The organism is Nocardia sp. CA-135953 (assembly GCF_050955735.1).
Lineage (GTDB): Bacteria > Actinomycetota > Actinomycetes > Mycobacteriales > Mycobacteriaceae > Nocardia.
In genome coordinates, this window is the sequence record NZ_CP192082.1 from 1,597,432 (window position 1) to 1,613,795 (window position 16,364).

The 16,364-nt window shown below is 66.0% G+C and carries 17 protein-coding genes and 2 pseudogenes; 7 read left to right on the forward strand and 12 right to left on the reverse strand.

The genetic code is table 11. The annotated features are described in order from the left end of the window. Positions 1 to 88: 88 nt before the first annotated feature. Positions 89 to 691 (reverse strand): RNA polymerase sigma factor SigE, encoded by a 603-nt coding sequence (sigE, locus tag ACQPXH_RS07305; RefSeq protein ID WP_433603350.1) that lies wholly within the window; start codon positions 689 to 691, stop codon positions 89 to 91. Between the two features lie 465 nt (positions 692 to 1,156). Here sigE and ACQPXH_RS07310 point away from each other — a divergent pair, with 465 nt between their 5' ends. The 3 genes from ACQPXH_RS07310 (at position 1,157) to ACQPXH_RS07320 (ending at position 2,453) form a co-directional block, all read left to right on the forward strand. Next, positions 1,157 to 1,789, forward strand: coding sequence for an O-methyltransferase (locus ACQPXH_RS07310; RefSeq protein ID WP_433601540.1), 633 nt, complete (start codon positions 1,157 to 1,159; stop codon positions 1,787 to 1,789). A gap of 121 nt (positions 1,790 to 1,910) precedes the next feature. Next, positions 1,911 to 2,168 (forward strand): hypothetical protein, encoded by a 258-nt coding sequence (locus ACQPXH_RS07315; protein WP_433601541.1) that lies wholly within the window; start codon positions 1,911 to 1,913, stop codon positions 2,166 to 2,168. Between the two features lie 90 nt (positions 2,169 to 2,258). Continuing rightward, on the forward strand, positions 2,259 to 2,453 hold the full coding sequence (locus tag ACQPXH_RS07320) for a hypothetical protein (protein ID WP_040695099.1): 195 nt from the start codon (positions 2,259 to 2,261) through the stop codon (positions 2,451 to 2,453). Here the strand turns inward: ACQPXH_RS07320 and glgC are convergent, their stop codons facing one another. Then, positions 2,454 to 3,668: a glucose-1-phosphate adenylyltransferase gene (glgC, locus tag ACQPXH_RS07325; protein ID WP_433601542.1), complete on the reverse strand. Its 1,215-nt coding sequence runs from the start codon at positions 3,666 to 3,668 to the stop codon at positions 2,454 to 2,456. Positions 3,669 to 3,805: 137 nt separating this feature from the next. Between glgC and glgA the strand changes: the two genes are divergently transcribed. Beyond that, complete coding sequence (gene glgA / locus ACQPXH_RS07330; protein ID WP_433603351.1) at positions 3,806 to 4,963, forward strand: glycogen synthase; 1,158 nt, start codon at positions 3,806 to 3,808, stop codon at positions 4,961 to 4,963. Here the strand turns inward: glgA and ACQPXH_RS07335 are convergent. From ACQPXH_RS07335 to ACQPXH_RS07375, 9 genes and pseudogenes are all read right to left on the reverse strand, one after another. After that, complete coding sequence (locus tag ACQPXH_RS07335; RefSeq protein WP_433601543.1) at positions 4,939 to 5,799, reverse strand: putative RNA methyltransferase; 861 nt, start codon at positions 5,797 to 5,799, stop codon at positions 4,939 to 4,941. The genes glgA and ACQPXH_RS07335 overlap by 25 nt on opposite strands. Then, positions 5,786 to 5,953 (reverse strand): DUF3117 domain-containing protein, encoded by a 168-nt coding sequence (locus ACQPXH_RS07340; RefSeq protein ID WP_011211259.1) that lies wholly within the window; start codon positions 5,951 to 5,953, stop codon positions 5,786 to 5,788. The genes ACQPXH_RS07335 and ACQPXH_RS07340 overlap by 14 nt, the downstream gene beginning before the upstream one ends. Positions 5,954 to 6,136: 183 nt before the next feature. After that, positions 6,137 to 6,715 (reverse strand): annotated as a pseudogene (locus tag ACQPXH_RS07345) (DNA-3-methyladenine glycosylase I); the annotation flags it as partial. Positions 6,716 to 7,001: 286 nt separating this feature from the next. Further along, positions 7,002 to 7,281 (reverse strand): annotated as a pseudogene (locus ACQPXH_RS07350) (DivIVA domain-containing protein); the annotation flags it as partial. A gap of 148 nt (positions 7,282 to 7,429) precedes the next feature. Further along, positions 7,430 to 8,566, reverse strand: a complete 1,137-nt coding sequence (locus tag ACQPXH_RS07355) for an Mrp/NBP35 family ATP-binding protein (RefSeq protein WP_433601544.1) — start codon at positions 8,564 to 8,566, stop codon at positions 7,430 to 7,432. Positions 8,567 to 8,586: 20 nt separating this feature from the next. After that, the gene (locus tag ACQPXH_RS07360; protein ID WP_433601545.1) at positions 8,587 to 9,450 is read right to left on the reverse strand and encodes a lytic transglycosylase domain-containing protein; all 864 of its coding nucleotides are present in this window, start codon (positions 9,448 to 9,450) and stop codon (positions 8,587 to 8,589) included. Between the two features lie 140 nt (positions 9,451 to 9,590). After that, positions 9,591 to 11,105: a lytic murein transglycosylase gene (locus ACQPXH_RS07365; RefSeq protein ID WP_433601546.1), complete on the reverse strand. Its 1,515-nt coding sequence runs from the start codon at positions 11,103 to 11,105 to the stop codon at positions 9,591 to 9,593. Between the two features lie 118 nt (positions 11,106 to 11,223). Continuing rightward, positions 11,224 to 11,817 (reverse strand): DUF1003 domain-containing protein, encoded by a 594-nt coding sequence (locus ACQPXH_RS07370; protein ID WP_433601547.1) that lies wholly within the window; start codon positions 11,815 to 11,817, stop codon positions 11,224 to 11,226. After that, positions 11,807 to 13,114, reverse strand: a complete 1,308-nt coding sequence (locus ACQPXH_RS07375) for a magnesium transporter MgtE N-terminal domain-containing protein (protein WP_433601548.1) — start codon at positions 13,112 to 13,114, stop codon at positions 11,807 to 11,809. The genes ACQPXH_RS07370 and ACQPXH_RS07375 overlap by 11 nt, the downstream gene beginning before the upstream one ends. A 64-nt stretch (positions 13,115 to 13,178) precedes the next feature. Here ACQPXH_RS07375 and ACQPXH_RS07380 point away from each other — a divergent pair, with 64 nt between their 5' ends. The 3 genes from ACQPXH_RS07380 to ACQPXH_RS07390 are packed head-to-tail and all read left to right on the forward strand — an operon-like array spanning position 13,179 to position 15,225. Further along, positions 13,179 to 14,135 carry an HpcH/HpaI aldolase/citrate lyase family protein gene (locus ACQPXH_RS07380; RefSeq protein ID WP_433601549.1) on the forward strand — a complete coding sequence of 319 codons (957 nt, stop codon included), beginning with the start codon at positions 13,179 to 13,181 and terminating at the stop codon, positions 14,133 to 14,135. A gap of 12 nt (positions 14,136 to 14,147) precedes the next feature. Beyond that, positions 14,148 to 14,639: a general stress protein gene (locus ACQPXH_RS07385; RefSeq protein WP_063047186.1), complete on the forward strand. Its 492-nt coding sequence runs from the start codon at positions 14,148 to 14,150 to the stop codon at positions 14,637 to 14,639. 4 nt (positions 14,640 to 14,643) lie between these two features. Next, entirely contained in the window at positions 14,644 to 15,225 is a 582-nt protein-coding gene (locus tag ACQPXH_RS07390) for a suppressor of fused domain protein (RefSeq protein ID WP_433601550.1), read from the forward strand. A gap of 3 nt (positions 15,226 to 15,228) precedes the next feature. Here ACQPXH_RS07390 and ACQPXH_RS07395 read toward each other — a convergent pair whose 3' ends face one another. Further along, on the reverse strand, positions 15,229 to 16,305 hold the full coding sequence (locus ACQPXH_RS07395) for a magnesium and cobalt transport protein CorA (RefSeq protein ID WP_433601551.1): 1,077 nt from the start codon (positions 16,303 to 16,305) through the stop codon (positions 15,229 to 15,231). Positions 16,306 to 16,364: the final 59 nt, after the last annotated feature.

Genomic DNA, 16,364 nt, shown 5'->3' on the forward strand with positions numbered 1-16,364 from the left:
GGTGCTCACCCTTCCAACCGACATCATCCACTCCTGCGCTCGACCGAACGGATATCCGGCCGTCGGGTGCGGTTCGGCTTGCGCCGGATCACCCCAGGCTCGCAGCGGCGAACCGCTGCTCACTTCCATTATGCGCAAGGTAGTCGCGCAGTGCCTGACGGCCGCGGTGGATGCGGCTGCGCACGGTGCCGAGCTTGACACCGAGGGTCGCACCGATCTCTTCGTAGGACAGACCCTCGATATCACAGAGCACGACCGCCGCGCGGAATTCCGGAGCCAGCGAATCCAGGGCGGATTGCAGGTCGGGATCCAGGCGAGAGTCGTGATAGGCCTGCTCGGGGCTCGGTCCGTCGGCGGGCACCCGGTCGTAATCCTCGGGCAGCGCCTCCATCCGGATCCGGTTACGCCTGCGCACCATGTCCAGGAAGAGGTTCGTGGTGATGCGGTGCAGCCAGCCCTCGAAGGTGCCCGGCTGGTAATTCGACAGCGAACGGAATACCCGAATGAAGGTTTCCTGGGTCAGATCGTCGGCGTCCTGCGCGTCGCCGGAAAGTCGGTAGGCCAGGCGGTACACCCGGTCGGCATGTTCGCGGACCAACTCGTCCCAGGACGGCATCGCGGAACGGTCGCCCGTCGCGTCGAAGGCCGCGGTGCCGGTCAGCTCGACTTCGGTGGCGTCCTCGTTGTGCATTTCGGCCTCCGTCGGGAGAATTTGCGCCGCTTCCGTCGGGATTGCTTGCGCTGGCAGGGTGGCGAACTCGCGCACCGCCCCAGCGCGAGCGACGGGCCCGGAGGCGGCTGCTCGCGTAACCACGGAGGGCACCGGGAGCGTCGAAAATGACCCTCTGTCCATGTGGATGGTGATACCTCCTACTCGGGACCGTGGCTGCGGATCTGGTGGCGATCCGGGTCTCGGATCGTCACGTACGGTTACAACAGACGATCGGTATGTCGTTGTTCCCGCGCCCCCGTGCCGGACGGTCGGCTGGTCTTGCTTGCCCATACTCTTTCCTGCCTCGATATGCCGCGGGTGTGGAGATCCTGAGGGACACCTGAGAATCCGCCCCCGCCCCCGACAAACAATTAATCGCACGGCCACGGGATAACGCTTCACCGATGAGCCAAACTTGCGACTTCGTGGCATAGATTCATAGGCGTGGCATCGAATCTGGAGCGAAATCTCTCCTACGTGGAGGAATCCGTCGTGGAAGACGAGGTCCTCGTCAGCGCGCGTGAGCGGGCCACTGAACTCGGTGCGTTACCCGTACCACCCTCGGTCGGCGCCCTGCTGAGCATGTATGCCCAGCTGCTCGGCGCGCGCGCAGTGGTCGAGGTGGGGACGGGCGCGGGGATCAGCGGGCTGTGGCTACTGGATGGCATGCGCGAGGACGGGACTCTGACCACCATTGATTCCGAACCCGAGCATCAGCGCGCGGCCAAGGAGGCGTTCCGCACCGCCGAGATCCTGCCCGCGCGTACCCGGTTGATCAACGGCCGAGCCCTCGATGTGCTGCCCCGACTCGCCGACGGTGCCTACGACCTGGTGTTCATCGATGCGGCCCCGCTCGAGCATCCGCAATACGTCACCGAGGCTGTGCGGCTGCTGCGCGCGGGCGGCGCGATCCTGCTGCACAATGCCCTGCTCGGCGGCCGGGTTCCGGACCAGACCCAGCGCGACCCCGCGACCCAGGCCGTGCGCGCCGCGACCAGGGCGATCGCCGAGGATCCCGAGCTCACCAGCGTGCTGATCCCGGTCGGCGACGGTCTGCTCTGCGCATCGCGGGGTTAGTAACCGCCCGGCTATTCACAAGCGTTGGGAGCGTGTGGATTTCATTCGCCGTGTGCTGATTTCATCGCCGCCGGACGGGTATTCGAGCTGATGCCAGGTTCGACGACGGCAAGGTACGCCCATGGTGTGGGAGCGCGGATCCCAGATTCTAGAAATCGGCCATTTCGGCCACACGATCAAAGAGGGACGAGCACGCGGTGGTTGTCTGCTGCCCGCTCTCGGCTTTCTGATTTTCATCATGGCGCTGGCCGTGGTGGTGCTGTTGTGGGTCAGCAATGCTGATTTCGGCACCGAGCATACAAAAGTTCCGCTGACTCCCGGCCCCTGTGAACCGTTCTGCACCGGCACCGTCGCGCCACCGGAACCCGGCCCGCGATAACCGTCGGAAACATTTCGCGCGAAATCGCCGCCGACTGGGTATCAAGGAGTAGAGGATGTCCCGGGAGCGGCGATCGGGGAGAGGTTCAGCGTGTTTCGCGACAACGATGATCGAGACCCGATCAACTGGGGCTGGTCGGCGATCTTTCTCGTGCTGGTGCTCGGTCTCGCCGTTGTGCTGATGCTATTGGTCGTCACCGCCGATTTCGGCGATAAGTCACCGGCCACGACAGTGCCGAAAACACCCGGTGCCTGCGCGCCGTTCTGTCCGTCGAATCCGACGTAGTCAGACCCAGACACCCTTGCCGACGGTCACCACACCGCCGTTGCTGACCGCGAAGCGATCCCGGTCCCGGTCCAGATCCACGCCGATGATCTCGCCCTCGCCGACGACCACGTTCTTGTCCAGAATCGCGCGCCGCACCACCGCGCCGCGCCCGATCCGGACGCCGGGCATGATCACACTGCCCTCGACTGTCGCGCCGTCGTCGACCATGACATTGGAGCTGAGCACCGAATTGCGCACGGTCGCGGCCGACAGGATGCAACCGGCGCCGACCACGCACTCCTGCGCGAGCCCGCCCTGCGCGAACTTGGCGGGCGGCAGATTCTCCGCCGCGCCGCGAATGGGCCAATGCTTGTTGTAGAGATTGAAGACCGGATGCACCGAGACCAGATCCATATGGGCCTCGTAGAACGCGTCGATGGTGCCGACATCGCGCCAGTAACCGCGATCGCGCTCGGTCGCGCCGGGTACCTCGTTATCGGCGAAGTCGTAGACCGAGGCCTCGCCCGCAGCGACCAACGCCGGGATGATGTCGCCGCCCATATCGTGATCGGAATCGGAGTTGTCGGAGTCGGCCCGGATCGAATCGACCAGCACCTTGGTGGTGAAGACGTAGTTGCCCATCGAGGCGAAGGTGACGTTCGGATCGTCCGGTGTGCCCGGCGGATGCGCGGGCTTCTCCAGGAATTGGGTGATCCGCCCGGACTCGTCGGAGTCGATGCAGCCGAACGCACTGGCCTCGCGGCGCGGCACCCGGATGCCCGCGACCGTGACGCCTGCGCCGGAATCGATGTGGTGCTGGACCATCTGCTCCGGATCCATCCGGTACACGTGATCCGCACCGAAGACCACGATGTAGTCCGGATCCTCGTCGTAGATCAGGTTGAGCGACTGCATGATCGCATCGGCGCTGCCGGTGTACCAACGCGGACCGAGCCGCTGCTGCGCCGGCACCGGCGTGATGTATTCACCCGCGAAACCGGAAAGCCGCCAGGTCTGCGAAATGTGCCGGTCCAGTGAATGCGATTTGTACTGGGTCAGCACGCACAGGCGCAGATAACCCGCGTTGACGAGATTGCTGAGTACGAAGTCGATCAGTCGATACGCACCGCCGAAGGGGACAGCTGGTTTGGCCCGATCCGCGGTGAGGGGGAACAGGCGCTTACCCTCGCCACCGGCGAGCACGATCCCGAGTACGTGCGGCTGGCTCCTCACACCTGCCAAACTACCGCGCGTCGCGGGTACAGGTGGCCCATGCGAAAGTGAACGTCTAGTTTGAAGCCGTGAGATTCGGCACGGGCGGTGTGGGTGCGGGGGCGGAAGCCGGCGATCACGACCGGCTTCGCGTTGCTATGTTGACGCGCGAATATCCCCCCGAGGTGTACGGCGGGGCAGGTGTCCATGTCACCCAGTTGACGGCGCAATTGCGGCAGTTGTGCGAGGTGACCGTGCATTGCATGGGCGTGCCACGCACGGATGCCGTAGTGCACCAACCGGATCCGATGCTCTACGCCGCCAATGCCGCGATGCAGATGCTGTCGGCCCAGCTGCGGATGGCCGATGCCGCGGGGGAGGTGCACGTGGTGCATTCGCATACCTGGTACACCGGGCTCGCCGGACATCTCGCCGCGACCCTCTACGGGATACCGCATGTATTGACCGCGCATTCGCTGGAGCCGCGGCGGCCGTGGAAGGCCGAACAGCTCGGCGGCGGCTACCGGCTGTCGTCCTGGTCGGAGCGCAATGCCGTGGAGTACGCCGACGCGATCATCGCGGTGAGCGAGGGCATGCGCCACGATGTGCTCGACGCCTATCCGACGATCGACCCGGACCGGGTTCACGTGGTGCACAACGGCATCGACGCGACCGTTTGGCATCCGGGACCGCCAGAAGGCGAAGCCCGCACGATCCTGGACGAATTGGGCGTGCGTAGCGACCTGCCGATGGTGGCCTTCGTCGGTCGCATCACCCGGCAGAAGGGGGTCGGGCATCTGCTCGCCGCCGCCCGCGAATTCGACCCGGAGATCCAGTTGGTGCTGTGCGCGGGCGCGCCGGACACCCGCGAGCTGGAAACCGAGGTCGCCGCGGCCGTCGCGGAACTCACCAAGGCACGCGGCAATGTGTTCTGGGTGCGCGAAATGCTGCCGACCGAACAGATTCGCCAAATTCTGGCCGCGGCCTCGATGTTCGTCTGCCCCTCGGTCTATGAACCGCTGGGAATCGTGAATCTCGAGGCCATGGCCTGCGCGACCGCGGTGGTCGCCTCCGATGTCGGCGGCATTCCGGAGGTGGTCGTGGACGGACAGACCGGTCGCCTTGTGCACTACGACCCGAATGCACCGGAGCAGTACGAACACGATCTGGCCGCGGCGGTCAACCAGGTCGCCGGTGATCCGGTGCTGGCCGCCGAATTCGGCGCCGCCGGACGCCACCGCGCCATCGCCGAATTCGACTGGTCGCAGATCGCCGTCCAAACCGTGGCGATCTACGACCAGGTTCGCAAGTTCTGACGTCGGAAGGTCGAGATCTGGACCGAGGCGGTCACCTCGAGCGTGTCCGGTAGGCCATCCAGGTGATTGGTCGCGTGGTGGGCGGACGGGCCCATCGCCACCACGTTGCCGATATCGGTGCGGGTGAGTTTCATCGGGTATTCGACGACGGTGCGGTCTACCGCGTCGAAGTACCCGCACATGGTGTCGGTGAGACGGCGATCCTTGTCCGGGTCGACCGTCACCATGCCGAGTGGGCCGACAAGCTCGGCCAGATGCCGTGGGGTAGGTGTGGCGACGACGAACCGGCCGTCGGCGGTGAGGACCCTGGCGACCTCGCTCGGATTACGTGGCGCGAATACCGAGACCACTCGATGCAGCGCACCGTCTCGAACCGGCAGTCCACGCCAGGCGTCGGCTAGTACCGAGGCGGCACGCGGATGGGCGCGGGCACAGCGTCGGGCCGCGGGCTTGGCCACATCCAGGGCGATCCCGATGGCCGGAACGGCATCGAGCACCGCGGCCAGGTAATAGCCGGTTCCGGCACCGACCTCGAGCACGGCGACGCCGTCGAGCACGGGATCGTCGGCCGCGACGGCCGCCGCCACCGCATCGGCGATCGGCGCGAAATGTCCCCCGACCTGGAACGCGGCACGCGCGTCCAGCATCGCCGAGGTGTCGCCGGTCATTTTCGTCGACGCACCGGTCAACAGACTGACATAACCCTGTTTGGCGATGTCGAAACTGTGCCCGTGTCCGCAGCGCAACGCCCGATCGCGCGACTCCATTTCCGAGCCGCATTCCGGACAGGCCAGCAGACCGGCCACATCAGCGAGTGTGGGATTAGCTGGTGACACTCTTCAGTTCGTCACCGAGCGCTGCCGCTTCATCCGGCGTGAGCTCAACGACCAAACGCCCGCCACCCTCGAGTGGAACCCGCATCACGATTCCACGCCCTTCCTTGGTTGCCTCGAGGGGACCATCCCCGGTGCGGGGCTTCATGGCCGCCATCCTCTGCTCCCTCCAGATCTGCGCGATATGCAGCGCACTTTCTTGGAACTCCAGTTGTCACCAACTAGTGAGCTCGCCGGCATTTGGCGAGCTACACCCGTCCCATTCTTCCCTATCGCCGGAGCGGACGGATACCTGAGTTCGAAATGTGATCGCTCGGACTGTGTCGGACCGTCCTCCCTAGACCCAGCAATCGGCCAAGTGGTCGTCGACCATTCCGGTCGCCTGCATCAGCGCGTAGGCCGTCGTCGGGCCCACGAAGCGGAACCCGCGCCGCTTCAATTCTCTTGCCAGAGTTACGGATTCGGGGGTGGTCGCGGGCACCTCGGCAATCGCGCGCGGGCGCGGGCGGGCGGCGGGTGCAAAGGACCAGATCAACTCGTCGAGTCCGATATCGAGGTCGGCGGCAACCCGGGCGTTGGCGATCGACGCTTCGATTTTGGCCCGATTGCGCACGATGCCGGAGTCGGCCAACAGCCGCGCCACATCGTCATCGCCGAACGCCGCCACCCGCTCGATCGCGAACCCGGCAAATGCGGTTCGGAAGGCCGGACGCTTGCGCAGAATGGTGATCCACGCCAGCCCCGATTGAAATGCCTCGAGGCACATGCGCTCGAACATGGCGTCATCGCCGTGCAGCGGTTTGCCCCATTCGTTGTCGTGATAGTCCCGATAAAGCTGGGAGCCCTCCGACCAAGGACAGCGGATCTTGCCGTCGGATTCGGTCGTGTCCTGTGCGGCCACAGTGATTTCGGCGGTCATTTCTGATCCAGCCCGAATGGCGTGTGCTGCTGCGCGCTCGGTGCCAGGGTTGCTGCGCCGTTCGGTGGGTCTGGGGGCGTCTGCGGCGGAGCCGCAGGTGGCTGGACAGTCGGTGCTTGCGGGGGGATCGAGCCATGCGGCGGGACAGTTGGTATCTGGGGCTGGCCGGTCGAGGCCGGTGGCTGGGCGATCGTGCCGTTCGGTTGCGGGGTCGCCGCCTGGGGCTGCTGGTGCGGCGCGCTCGGCTGCGGCTGCTTCGGGAGCTGGACGCTCGGGGTTTGGGCGCCGCGCGCCTCGGCTAGTTGGAGTTGCAACTCGTCGATTCTGGCCGCGAGCCGGGTCAGCGCCCAGTCGACTTCACCGGCCTTATATCCACGCACCACCTGCTGGAAGCGTAGGGCGCGTACATCCGCGCCGCTGATGCCTTCGGCAGGCAGCACGGTCGCCGTTGTTCCCTCGGGCAGCGGTCCGAGTTCCTCGGCTCGCCCGAAGACCGCACTGGCGAGCAGAAACAGCACCGCGGCGACCAAGCCGACGATCAGCACGTACAACAGCAGCGTGAGCATGTCCCCGAGCTTATTGGCCTCCGCCGACACCTGACATCCGCCCGCCCGCGAAAATTGGACCTCGAATAGCGAGCGCCGATGTCATCGGCCCACCGAGCTGTGCGATCGCCCGAGTCGGCACGGCGCGCTGGAGCGACCCGGCCCGCGGCTACAGGTGGCGCGTCGTATCGATTCCGAGTGACATGCCCGCGAGTCCGCGGCGGCGCACCGCGAGTTTGTCGGCTACATCGAGCAGTGCCTTCGCAGCCGGATTCTCCGGATCGCGCAATACGATCGGGGTGCCCTCGTCGCCTGCCTCGCGCAACTCCTGCTCGATCGGAATCTGGCCCAGCAGTGGCACATTCGCTCCGACGGCTCGGGTGAGGCGGTCGGCGACGGATTGGCCGCCACCGGAACCGTAGAGGTCCATCCGGGTGCCGTCGGGCAGATCGAGCCAGGACATGTTCTCGATGACGCCCGCGATCCGCTGCCGGGTCTGCAGCGCGATCGCACCGGCGCGTTCGGCGACCTCGGCGGCCGCCGGCTGCGGGGTGGTGACGACCAGGATCTCCGCATTCGGGATCAGCTGCGCGATGGAGATCGCGACATCGCCGGTGCCGGGCGGGAGGTCGAGCAGCAGCACATCGAGATCGCCCCAGAACACATCGGCGAGGAACTGCTGCAGCGCCCGGTGCAGCATCGGACCGCGCCACACCACCGGCGTATTGCCCTGGGTGAACTGCGCGATGGAGATCAGCTTCACATTGTGCGATTGCGGCGGCATGATCATCCGCTCGACCTGAGTCGGTCGCGCGTCGGTACCGAGCATCCGCGGAATCGAGTGGCCGTAGATGTCCGCGTCGAGCACACCGACCGAGAGACCCCGCGCGGCCATCGCGGCCGCGAGATTGACCGTGACACTGGACTTTCCGACGCCGCCCTTACCGGAGGCCACCGCATAGACACGGGTGAGCGAACCGGGCTGGGCGAACGGGATGACCGGATCGGCGGAGTCGCCGCGCAACTGCTTGCGCAGATTGGTGCGCTGCTCATCGCTCATCACATCGAGGTCGACTGTGACCGCGCCGACGCCCGCGACGTCGGCCACCGCCCTGGTGACCCGCTGGGTGATCTCGGTCCGCAGCGGGCAGCCCGCCGTCGTCAGGTAGACCTCGATATGGACATTGCTATCGGCACCGATCGCGATGCTCTTCACCATGCCCAGTTCGGTGATCGGTTTGCGGATCTCCGGGTCGTCGACCTTCGCGAGGGCTCCCCGCACATCCGTTTCCGTTACCACTGGCATGGCATGAATTTTACGTTGTCTCAGATTCGCGGCAGCTCGCCGGGCTTAGGTGCGACGCCGGAGGCGTAGGACCCGGCCCACGCCATCACATTCGCGACATAGGCCATGGAGTTGTTGTAGCGCAGGATCGCCCGGGTCTGCTGGGTGAGATCGCGCATATTCAACCCGCCGTCGCACAGATACCTGCCCGCGGTCAGTGCCGCGTCGAACAGATTCTGCGGATCGGCGATGCCGTCGCCGTTACCGTCGGCGCCGTAGCGCTTCCAGGTCTCCGGCAGGAACTGCATCGGGCCGATGGCGCGGTCGTATCCGCTGAGTCCATCCAGCGCGCCGCCGTCGGTGTCGTGAACGACGTGGTTGCCCGCGAGGCTGCCGTCGAGCACCGGACCGTAGACCGGTGTCAACGGATTGCCGTCCGCGTCGGCCTTACCGCCGAAGGCGTGCGTCGACTCGACCCGACCGATGCCGGCGAGCATGGACCACGGCATTCCGCAGACCGGATTCTCCGCGGCGAGTATGTTTTCGGCGTTCTGATAAGCCGCGACGGCGACGCCGGGAATGCCGAGCGGGCCGGGTGGCAGCGCGGCCGGTTGCCTACCATCGGGCAGCGCAACGGTTTTCACGATCGGCGGCGCACTCGGTGCCTGCTTTGCCATTGCGTTCGCGACGAATTCGGTCGCCGCCGGTTCCGCGGCGACCGAAAGTCTGGCCGCCTGGTCGTCTTGATCGTCCCCCGGAATGTGTTGCAGGACAGACGATGCGGTCGGATCGCCGGTGCCTGCGGACGCGGCGACGGCCACGAGTCCAGCGGGGACCAATCCGGTCAATGCGATAACGGAGCTGCGCTTGATCGTCGCAGGCGACTGCTTTCGGTGACGCCCCACTGTGCGGTGACCCTCCAATTGACTCGATAACGAGCCCTTCGTGCTGGACGAAGTAGAGGGTACCGCATTCGAGATCTCTTTGTTACTGCTTCGTTATCGGGTCTCGGTGTGGCGTCATCTGTTCGATATCAGGCCTGGTCTCAGCCGTGCGGGACCGGTGCCGGGCCGGGCAGCGGGATCACGATGCCGAACGGCAGCGTGATGCCCGGCGCGGGCGGCGGGGTGGCCGCGTCGGTCTGGGGCGGCTCCGGCGCTTCGGCCACGCCGGGCTCCGGCGTCTTCTCCGGGGTGTTCTGCTGCGTTTCGCCCAGCGATGGCGCGGGGGGCTGCGCATTGGGCCCGGGCTGGGGCGCACCGGGCTGGGCCGCACCGGGCTGGGGCGCATCAGGTTGGGGCGCATCAGGTTGGGCCGGAGTGCAATTGGCGGGTTGTTGTTGCGGCTGCTGCTTATCCGGGTGCTGCTGGTCTTGCTGCTGAGGATCCTTCGGCTCGCCGTTTTCCGCGGCACCGTAGGTCTGCGCCGGTGCAATGGGTGACCGTGCCGGATCGCCAGGGGCGGGCAGCTGCGCCGGAGCCACCTGCTGGGGATCGCACGGCGGTTTGGGTACCGGGCGCGGGCAGAAGATGCCGCAGGGGATCGGTGGCAGACCGGGGATGGTGATCATCACCTCGGTCGGCGTCGGGATGGTCACGGTATTCGGCGGCAGTTCGGGCTTGGTGGTGGTGGTGGTGGTCGTCGTCGGTGCCGTCGAGGATGCGGCCAACATGTCCGGGCCCGCCGTGATCGGCGCGGTACCGGGCGGAATGAGATCGGGGGAGATGCTGACCTGGCTCGGCGTGCCGCCGGTGCGATAGGCCGCCGACCAGCTCAGCACATTGGCGGCGTAGGCGAGCGAGTTGTTGTAGCGCAGCACCGCGCGCAGTTCTTGTTGCGGATCGCGCAGGTTCAGCCCGCCCGAGCACAGGTACTTGCCTGCGGCGAGCGAGGCGTCGAAGACGTTGTGCGGGTCGGCGATTCCGTCACCGTTGCCGTCGGCGGCGTACAGGGCCCAGGTGCCGGGCAGGAATTGCATCGGCCCGATAGCGCGCACCGCGCTGCCGTCGGCGGCCTTGATCACTTCGTTGCCCGGCAGCGTACCGTCCAGCGCGGGTCCGAAGATCGGCGTCACGGTGGTGCCCGCGGCGTCGGTGCGTCCGCCGCCCGCGTGCAGTGATTCGATCCGCCCGATCCCGGCCAGCAGGCTCCACGACAGACCGCAGCCGGGCATGGAGGATTCCAGCGCGAGTTCGGCATTGCGATAGGCCGCGAGCACGATTTCCGGGATCCCGAGCGCGCCGCCGGTCGCGGGCAGGGCGATGTCGTGCAACGGCACCGAACCCGCGAACAGCGGGGTGCCGTCAGCAAGCGGGGTCATTGCTCGAAGTTTGCGGGGAGCTTCCGGCGTTACCGGAAGGAGACCAACTGTCCGGGACAATGCGGGTTCACCGGTGTTGCCGGATGTTCCTTCGGTGGCGGATGTGCCGGTCGACGCCGCGAGCAACGCCTCGGGCGCGGTGTCGGGAGTGGTGGATTGCGTGGTGTTGGTACCCGAGCCTGTGGCCACAAGACCCGCGATGACCAGGGCCGAGACGGTTATCGGAGCAGAGATTCGCATTCCGCCACACCAATCCTCTACGTCGTGAGAGCGCCTGTCCGGGACATCCCCCGCTCATCCGCTCGGGACAACGTCGTCCAGGTTACCCGTGGGTCACAACCTTGTAGAGCATTTCCTGTCAATCGTCAGCAACTGGCGGTGAAACCTCAACTGTGCCCGGCTTTCTGCCGGAGCTTTTCTTGCGATTGGCCTTCGAAGACTTATCGGGGCTCGACTCGGAATCCGGAGACCGCGCGGCCTCGATCCGGTCCAGCACCTCCCGCATTTCCTCCAATTCCCTGCGCAAGTAGTCGCGCGTAGCAACCTCGCCGGCTGCGATTCGCAGCGCCGCGAGTTCGCGGGCAAGGAATTCGGTATCGGCCTTGGTCTGGGCGGCCCTGGTGCGATCCTCCTCCAGCGAGACGCGGTCGCGATTGTCTTGTCTGTTCTGCGCCAACAGGATCAGCGGCGCGGCATACGCGGCCTGGGTCGAGAACGCGAGATTGAGCAGGATGAACGGATACGGATCCCAGCGCAGCGCGATCACGAAGACGTTCAGCAGGATCCAGACGATCACCACAATCGTCTGGATCGCGAGGTAGCGTCCGGTGCCGAGGAATCGGGCGACCCGCTCACTGGAACGGGCCAGCGCCTCGGCGTCGTAGTCGAAGCGGAACCGCGATTCCACCGGCGTTTCCAGTCGCTGACGCGCCGGATTCTTCTCACTCGACATCGGCTACCCTCTCGTGCCCCGCGACCGCGTCGTGGGCCGAATCTTCTTGTTCGCGCCAATCTTCCGGTAGTAGATGATCGAGCACGTCGTCCACACTGACCGCGCCGAGCAGATGGTTCTCCTCGTCCACCACCGGACCGCAGACCAGGTTGTAGGTCGCGAAGTAGCGGGTCACCGCACCGAGCGGGGCATCGGGACGCAGCGGGGCCAGATCGGTATCGAGGATGCCGCCGACCAGGTGTGCCGGGGGTTCGCGCAACAGTCGCTGCAAATGCACCGAGCCGAGGAAGCGGCCCGTCGGCGTTGCGGTCGGCGGCCGCACCACGAACACCATGGTGGCCAGCGCGGGTGTCAGATCCGGATTGCGCACTCGGGCAAGCGCTTCGGCGACCGTGGTGGCCGGGGTCAGCACCACCGGTTTCGGTGTCATCAAACCACCCGCGGTATCGGGGGAGTGCTCGAGCAGCCTGCGGACGGGTTCGGACTCCTCCGGATCCATCAGCGCCAGCAGCGATTCCCGCTCAGCCTTCGGCAGTTCGCCGAGCAGGTCGGCGGCGTCGTCGGGATCCATCGCCTCGAGCACGTCGGCGGCGCGGCGCACCTCGAGGTGGCCGAGCAGATCGACCTGGTCGTCGTCGGGGAGTTCCTGCACGACGTCGGCGAGTCGCTCGTCGTCGAGCGCGATCGCCACCTCGATGCGCCGCTTCTCGGGAAGTTCACGCAGCATGTGCGCGACATCGGCGGGACGCAGGCCTTCGAACTGCTCGAGCAACTGGGTGACGTCCTGGCCCGGCCTGCCGATCTCGTACGGCGTCAGCCCGCTGACCTGCATCCAGTCCACCACGTGCACGGTCCGGCGGCGGCCGAGCCTCCGATGTCCGCGCACCGCGACCCTGCTGACCCGCCAGTCCCTGGTCCGGGTCTGTTCGATGCCGAGATCGACCACGAGCACATCGACATCGGCGAGATCCGGCAGATCCGGATCGTCAACGCGCACCGAGGAATCCACGATCTGCGCGAGTGCCAGCATCTCGCCCGGACGCTGGGTGAAGCGGCGCAGGCTCACCGTGCCGGTATTGAGCGCGACGACACCGGGTTCGATCGTGGTCACCCGCAGCATCGGTACGAATATTCGGCGCCGGGTCGGCAATTCGACAACCAGGCCGTGCACCCGGGGTTGCTGGCGGTCGTAGCGGACGGCCACGACGACGTCACGGATGCGGCCGATAGACTCGCCGTCCGGGCCGAGTACCACCAGTCCGGCGAGCCTGGCGACGTACACCCTGGTTGCTGCCATGGCTGTCAGGTTAGAGGGTTCGCTGACCGGTACTCACACCATGCCACGATCGACGGGAGTGATCATGAAGCCGCGCCGCTCGGTGCTCGCCTGCCCCGGCAGCAGCAAGAAGATGATCGATAAGGCCAAGGGCTTGCCGGTCGACGAGGTATTTCTCGATCTGGAGGATGCGGTCGCCCCCGCCGCGAAGGCCGAGGCCCGCGCGAATATCGTGGCCGCGTTGAACGACAGCGGCTGGGGCGATCAGCTGCGCGTGGTCAGGGTCAACGATTGGACCACCCAGTGGACCTACGCCGATGTGATCACCGTGGTCGAGGGCGCGGGCGCCGCGCTGGACGCGATTTTGCTGCCGAAAGTGACCGATGCCGGTCAGGTGCAGGCACTGGACCTGCTGCTCACGCAATTGGAGAAGGCCTGCGGGCTCGAGGTCGGGCGGATCGGTATCGAACCGCAGATCGAGAACGCCATGGGGCTGCGCAATATCGATGAGATCGCCGCTGCGAGCCCGCGGGTGCAGACGCTGGTTTTCGGCCCGGCCGACTTCATGGCCAGTATCAACATGCGCACCCTGGTGGTCGGCGAACAGCCCGAGGGCTATGACACCGGCGATGCCTACCACCACATTCTGATGACCATCCTGCTCGCCGCTCGCGCGCACGGCCTGCAGGCAATCGACGGCCCCTACCTGCAAATTCGGGATATCGATGGATTCCGCAGGGCGGCCGGGCGCACCGCGGCACTCGGTTTCGACGGTAAATGGGTATTGCATCCCGGACAGATCCAGGCCGCGAACGAGATCTTCAGTCCGCGCCAGGCCGATTACGATCGCGCCGAGCTGATTCTGGATGCCTACGCCTTCCACACCTCGACAAAAGGCGGTGCGCGCGGAGCGGTAATGCTCGGCGACGAAATGATCGATGAGGCCAGCGCGAAGATGGCTCAGGTGATCGCTGATAAGGGCCGAGCTGCGGGGATGATGAGGACAACGCGTTTCACACCCCCGAACCCCGGTTCGGAATAGCAGAATAGAGATATGACGAATCCCTTGGGGAACTCGAATCGCGGTCGCCAGGGCCTGCCGACGCCGCCTTCGGGCTGGCCGGTCGGCTCGTATCCGACCTATGCCGAGGCACAGAAGGCGGTCGACTTCCTGGCCGACAACGAGTTCCCTGTGCAAGACGTGACCATCGTCGGCGTGGACCTGATGCAGGTCGAACGCGTGCTGTACCGACTGACCTGGGGCAAGGTGATCGGCGGTGGCGTGGTCTCGGGCGCCTGGCTCGGCCTGTTCCTCGGCCTGCTGTTGAGCTTGTTCACCACCAGCGGCGGTTTCGCGCCGGTGCTGGTCGGCTTGGTCGGCGGCATCATCTTCGGCGTCATCTCCACCTCGATCCCCTACGCGGCGACCAGGGGACAGCGCGATTTCGCCTCCACCATGCAGTTGGTGGCGGGCCGCTATGACGTGCTGTGCGACCCGAAGTCGGCCGAGCAGGCTCGGGACATGCTGGCGCGGTTGGCGATCTGAGCGCATGGAAGTTGTAGACAAGGTGCGCACCGAGGTGCTGGATCACTTCGGTGCCACCTCGACGGGCGTCGACTCCGCGTCGGTGACCTTCCTCGGTCTGGAGCCCATCGAGATTCTGCGCATTCCCGGCGACGAGCTGGTGCACTACGTGACCATCGGCGGATCACGTCATCCCATGGGCGATCCCGGTGACCTGCACGCCGATCCGGTGCGCGGGCCGCGGGCCGAATTGGTGCTGACGCTGCGTGCCGGGGTCGGCCCGAGTTCCGGACTCGCCCGCACCCTCGGCGTGCTCGTCGCGGCGCCCGCCGTGGAAGGTGTTGTGCTGCAAGCCGATGCGCTGCTCGATCTGGGCGAGCCGATGTGGCGCGATGTGCCGTTCACCGCGGTGTTGTTGGGGGACAGCGATATTCCCGAGGTCGCGCTGCCCGAACCCGCCGAACCTGTGCGGTATTTCGCGGTGGTTCCGGTGACCGCGACCGAGGCGGCATGGGTGCGGGTGCGCGGGGCACAGGCGTTGCGTGACGCTTGGGCCGAGGCCGGGATCGATGTGCACGATCCGGCGAGAGGCGCTGCGTCGCTGTAGTTCTCAGAGCCAGTTGTTGCGGTGGAAATTGACGTAGAGCCCGGCGCAGATCGCGAGCGTGATCGCGATGACGATCCAGAAGCCCCAGGTTGCCTCCAGCCCCGGCATATGCGTGAAATTCATGCCGTAGATGCCGGCGATCATCGTCGGCACCGCCGCGATCGCGACCCATGCGGAGATCTTGCGCATGTCGGTATTCTGCTGGACACCGACCTTGGCGAGCGCCGCGGTGATCAGTGCGCTGAGTGCCTCGTCGAAATCGTTGATCCGCTCGGCCACCGCGGTGTGGTGGTCGGCGACATCGCGTAGATAACGGCGAATCTCTTTGGGCAACGGCATTGTGGTGTTGCGGCCGAGTGCCTCGAGCGCGGTGCCGAGCGGATTCACCGCGCGACGCAGCTCCACGACCTCTCGCTTGAGCTGGTAGATCGATTCGATGGTCACCGTGCTACGCGGGGTGAAGACCTCTTCCTCCATCTCGTCGATATCGTTCTCGACCGACTGCGCCACCGCCACATAGGAATCCACGACATGGTCGGCGACCGCGTGCAGCACCGCACCGGGACCGAGCATGAGCTGTTCGGGGTGATCCTCCAATTCCTTTCGGACACCGGCGAGTCCGGTGTGCTCGCCGCGCCGAACGGTCACCGTGAAATTGGGTCCGGTGAAGACCATGATGTCGCCGGTCTCGACGATCTCACTGACCGAATGGATTTCGTGTGGGACGTAGCTGACAGTGCGCAAGACGACGAACAGAGTGTCGTCGTAGCGTTCCAACTTCGGCCGCTGATGACCATGGACGACGTCCTCGACGGCCAACGGATGCAGGTCGAAGACCTTCGCGATATCGGCCATCTGGAACTCGTCCGGCTCGTGCAGTCCGACCCAGACGAATCCGGTTCCCCGGTTGCTGACCTCGGCCATCGCGTCCGCGTGGCTGAAGTGGCCGGGCAGCCGCCTGCCGTCGACGTACACGGCACAGTCGACCACCGCACGTGCGGTGGGAACCGGGATATGGGGCACTCGGGTACGTACTCGGCCCTGGCCGCGGAACGACGGTAGCGGCGGAATAGATGGCACGGGTTGATGCTACGTCGCGTGCGCGTACGTGCGCCGGGTGAGCGCACGGTATGAAAGAA

Bases quoted from the DNA above. Each gene is read 5' to 3' on its own strand.
- ACQPXH_RS07340 (WP_011211259.1), bottom strand. From the start codon at position 5,953: ATGGCGGCCATGAAGCCCCGCACCGGGGATGGTCCCCTCGAGGCAACC.
- ACQPXH_RS07380 (WP_433601549.1), top strand. From the start codon at position 13,179: ATGAAGCCGCGCCGCTCGGTGCTCGCCTGCCCCGGCAGCAGCAAGAAG.
- sigE (WP_433603350.1), bottom strand. From the start codon at position 691: ATGCACAACGAGGACGCCACCGAAGTCGAGCTGACCGGCACCGCGGCC.
- ACQPXH_RS07390 (WP_433601550.1), top strand. From the start codon at position 14,644: ATGGAAGTTGTAGACAAGGTGCGCACCGAGGTGCTGGATCACTTCGGT.
- glgA (WP_433603351.1), top strand. From the start codon at position 3,806: ATGTTGACGCGCGAATATCCCCCCGAGGTGTACGGCGGGGCAGGTGTC.
- ACQPXH_RS07355 (WP_433601544.1), bottom strand. From the start codon at position 8,566: ATGCCAGTGGTAACGGAAACGGATGTGCGGGGAGCCCTCGCGAAGGTC.
- ACQPXH_RS07315 (WP_433601541.1), top strand. From the start codon at position 1,911: ATGGTGTGGGAGCGCGGATCCCAGATTCTAGAAATCGGCCATTTCGGC.
- ACQPXH_RS07385 (WP_063047186.1), top strand. From the start codon at position 14,148: ATGACGAATCCCTTGGGGAACTCGAATCGCGGTCGCCAGGGCCTGCCG.
- ACQPXH_RS07370 (WP_433601547.1), bottom strand. From the start codon at position 11,817: ATGTCGAGTGAGAAGAATCCGGCGCGTCAGCGACTGGAAACGCCGGTG.
- ACQPXH_RS07375 (WP_433601548.1), bottom strand. From the start codon at position 13,114: ATGGCAGCAACCAGGGTGTACGTCGCCAGGCTCGCCGGACTGGTGGTA.
- ACQPXH_RS07365 (WP_433601546.1), bottom strand. From the start codon at position 11,105: ATGCGAATCTCTGCTCCGATAACCGTCTCGGCCCTGGTCATCGCGGGT.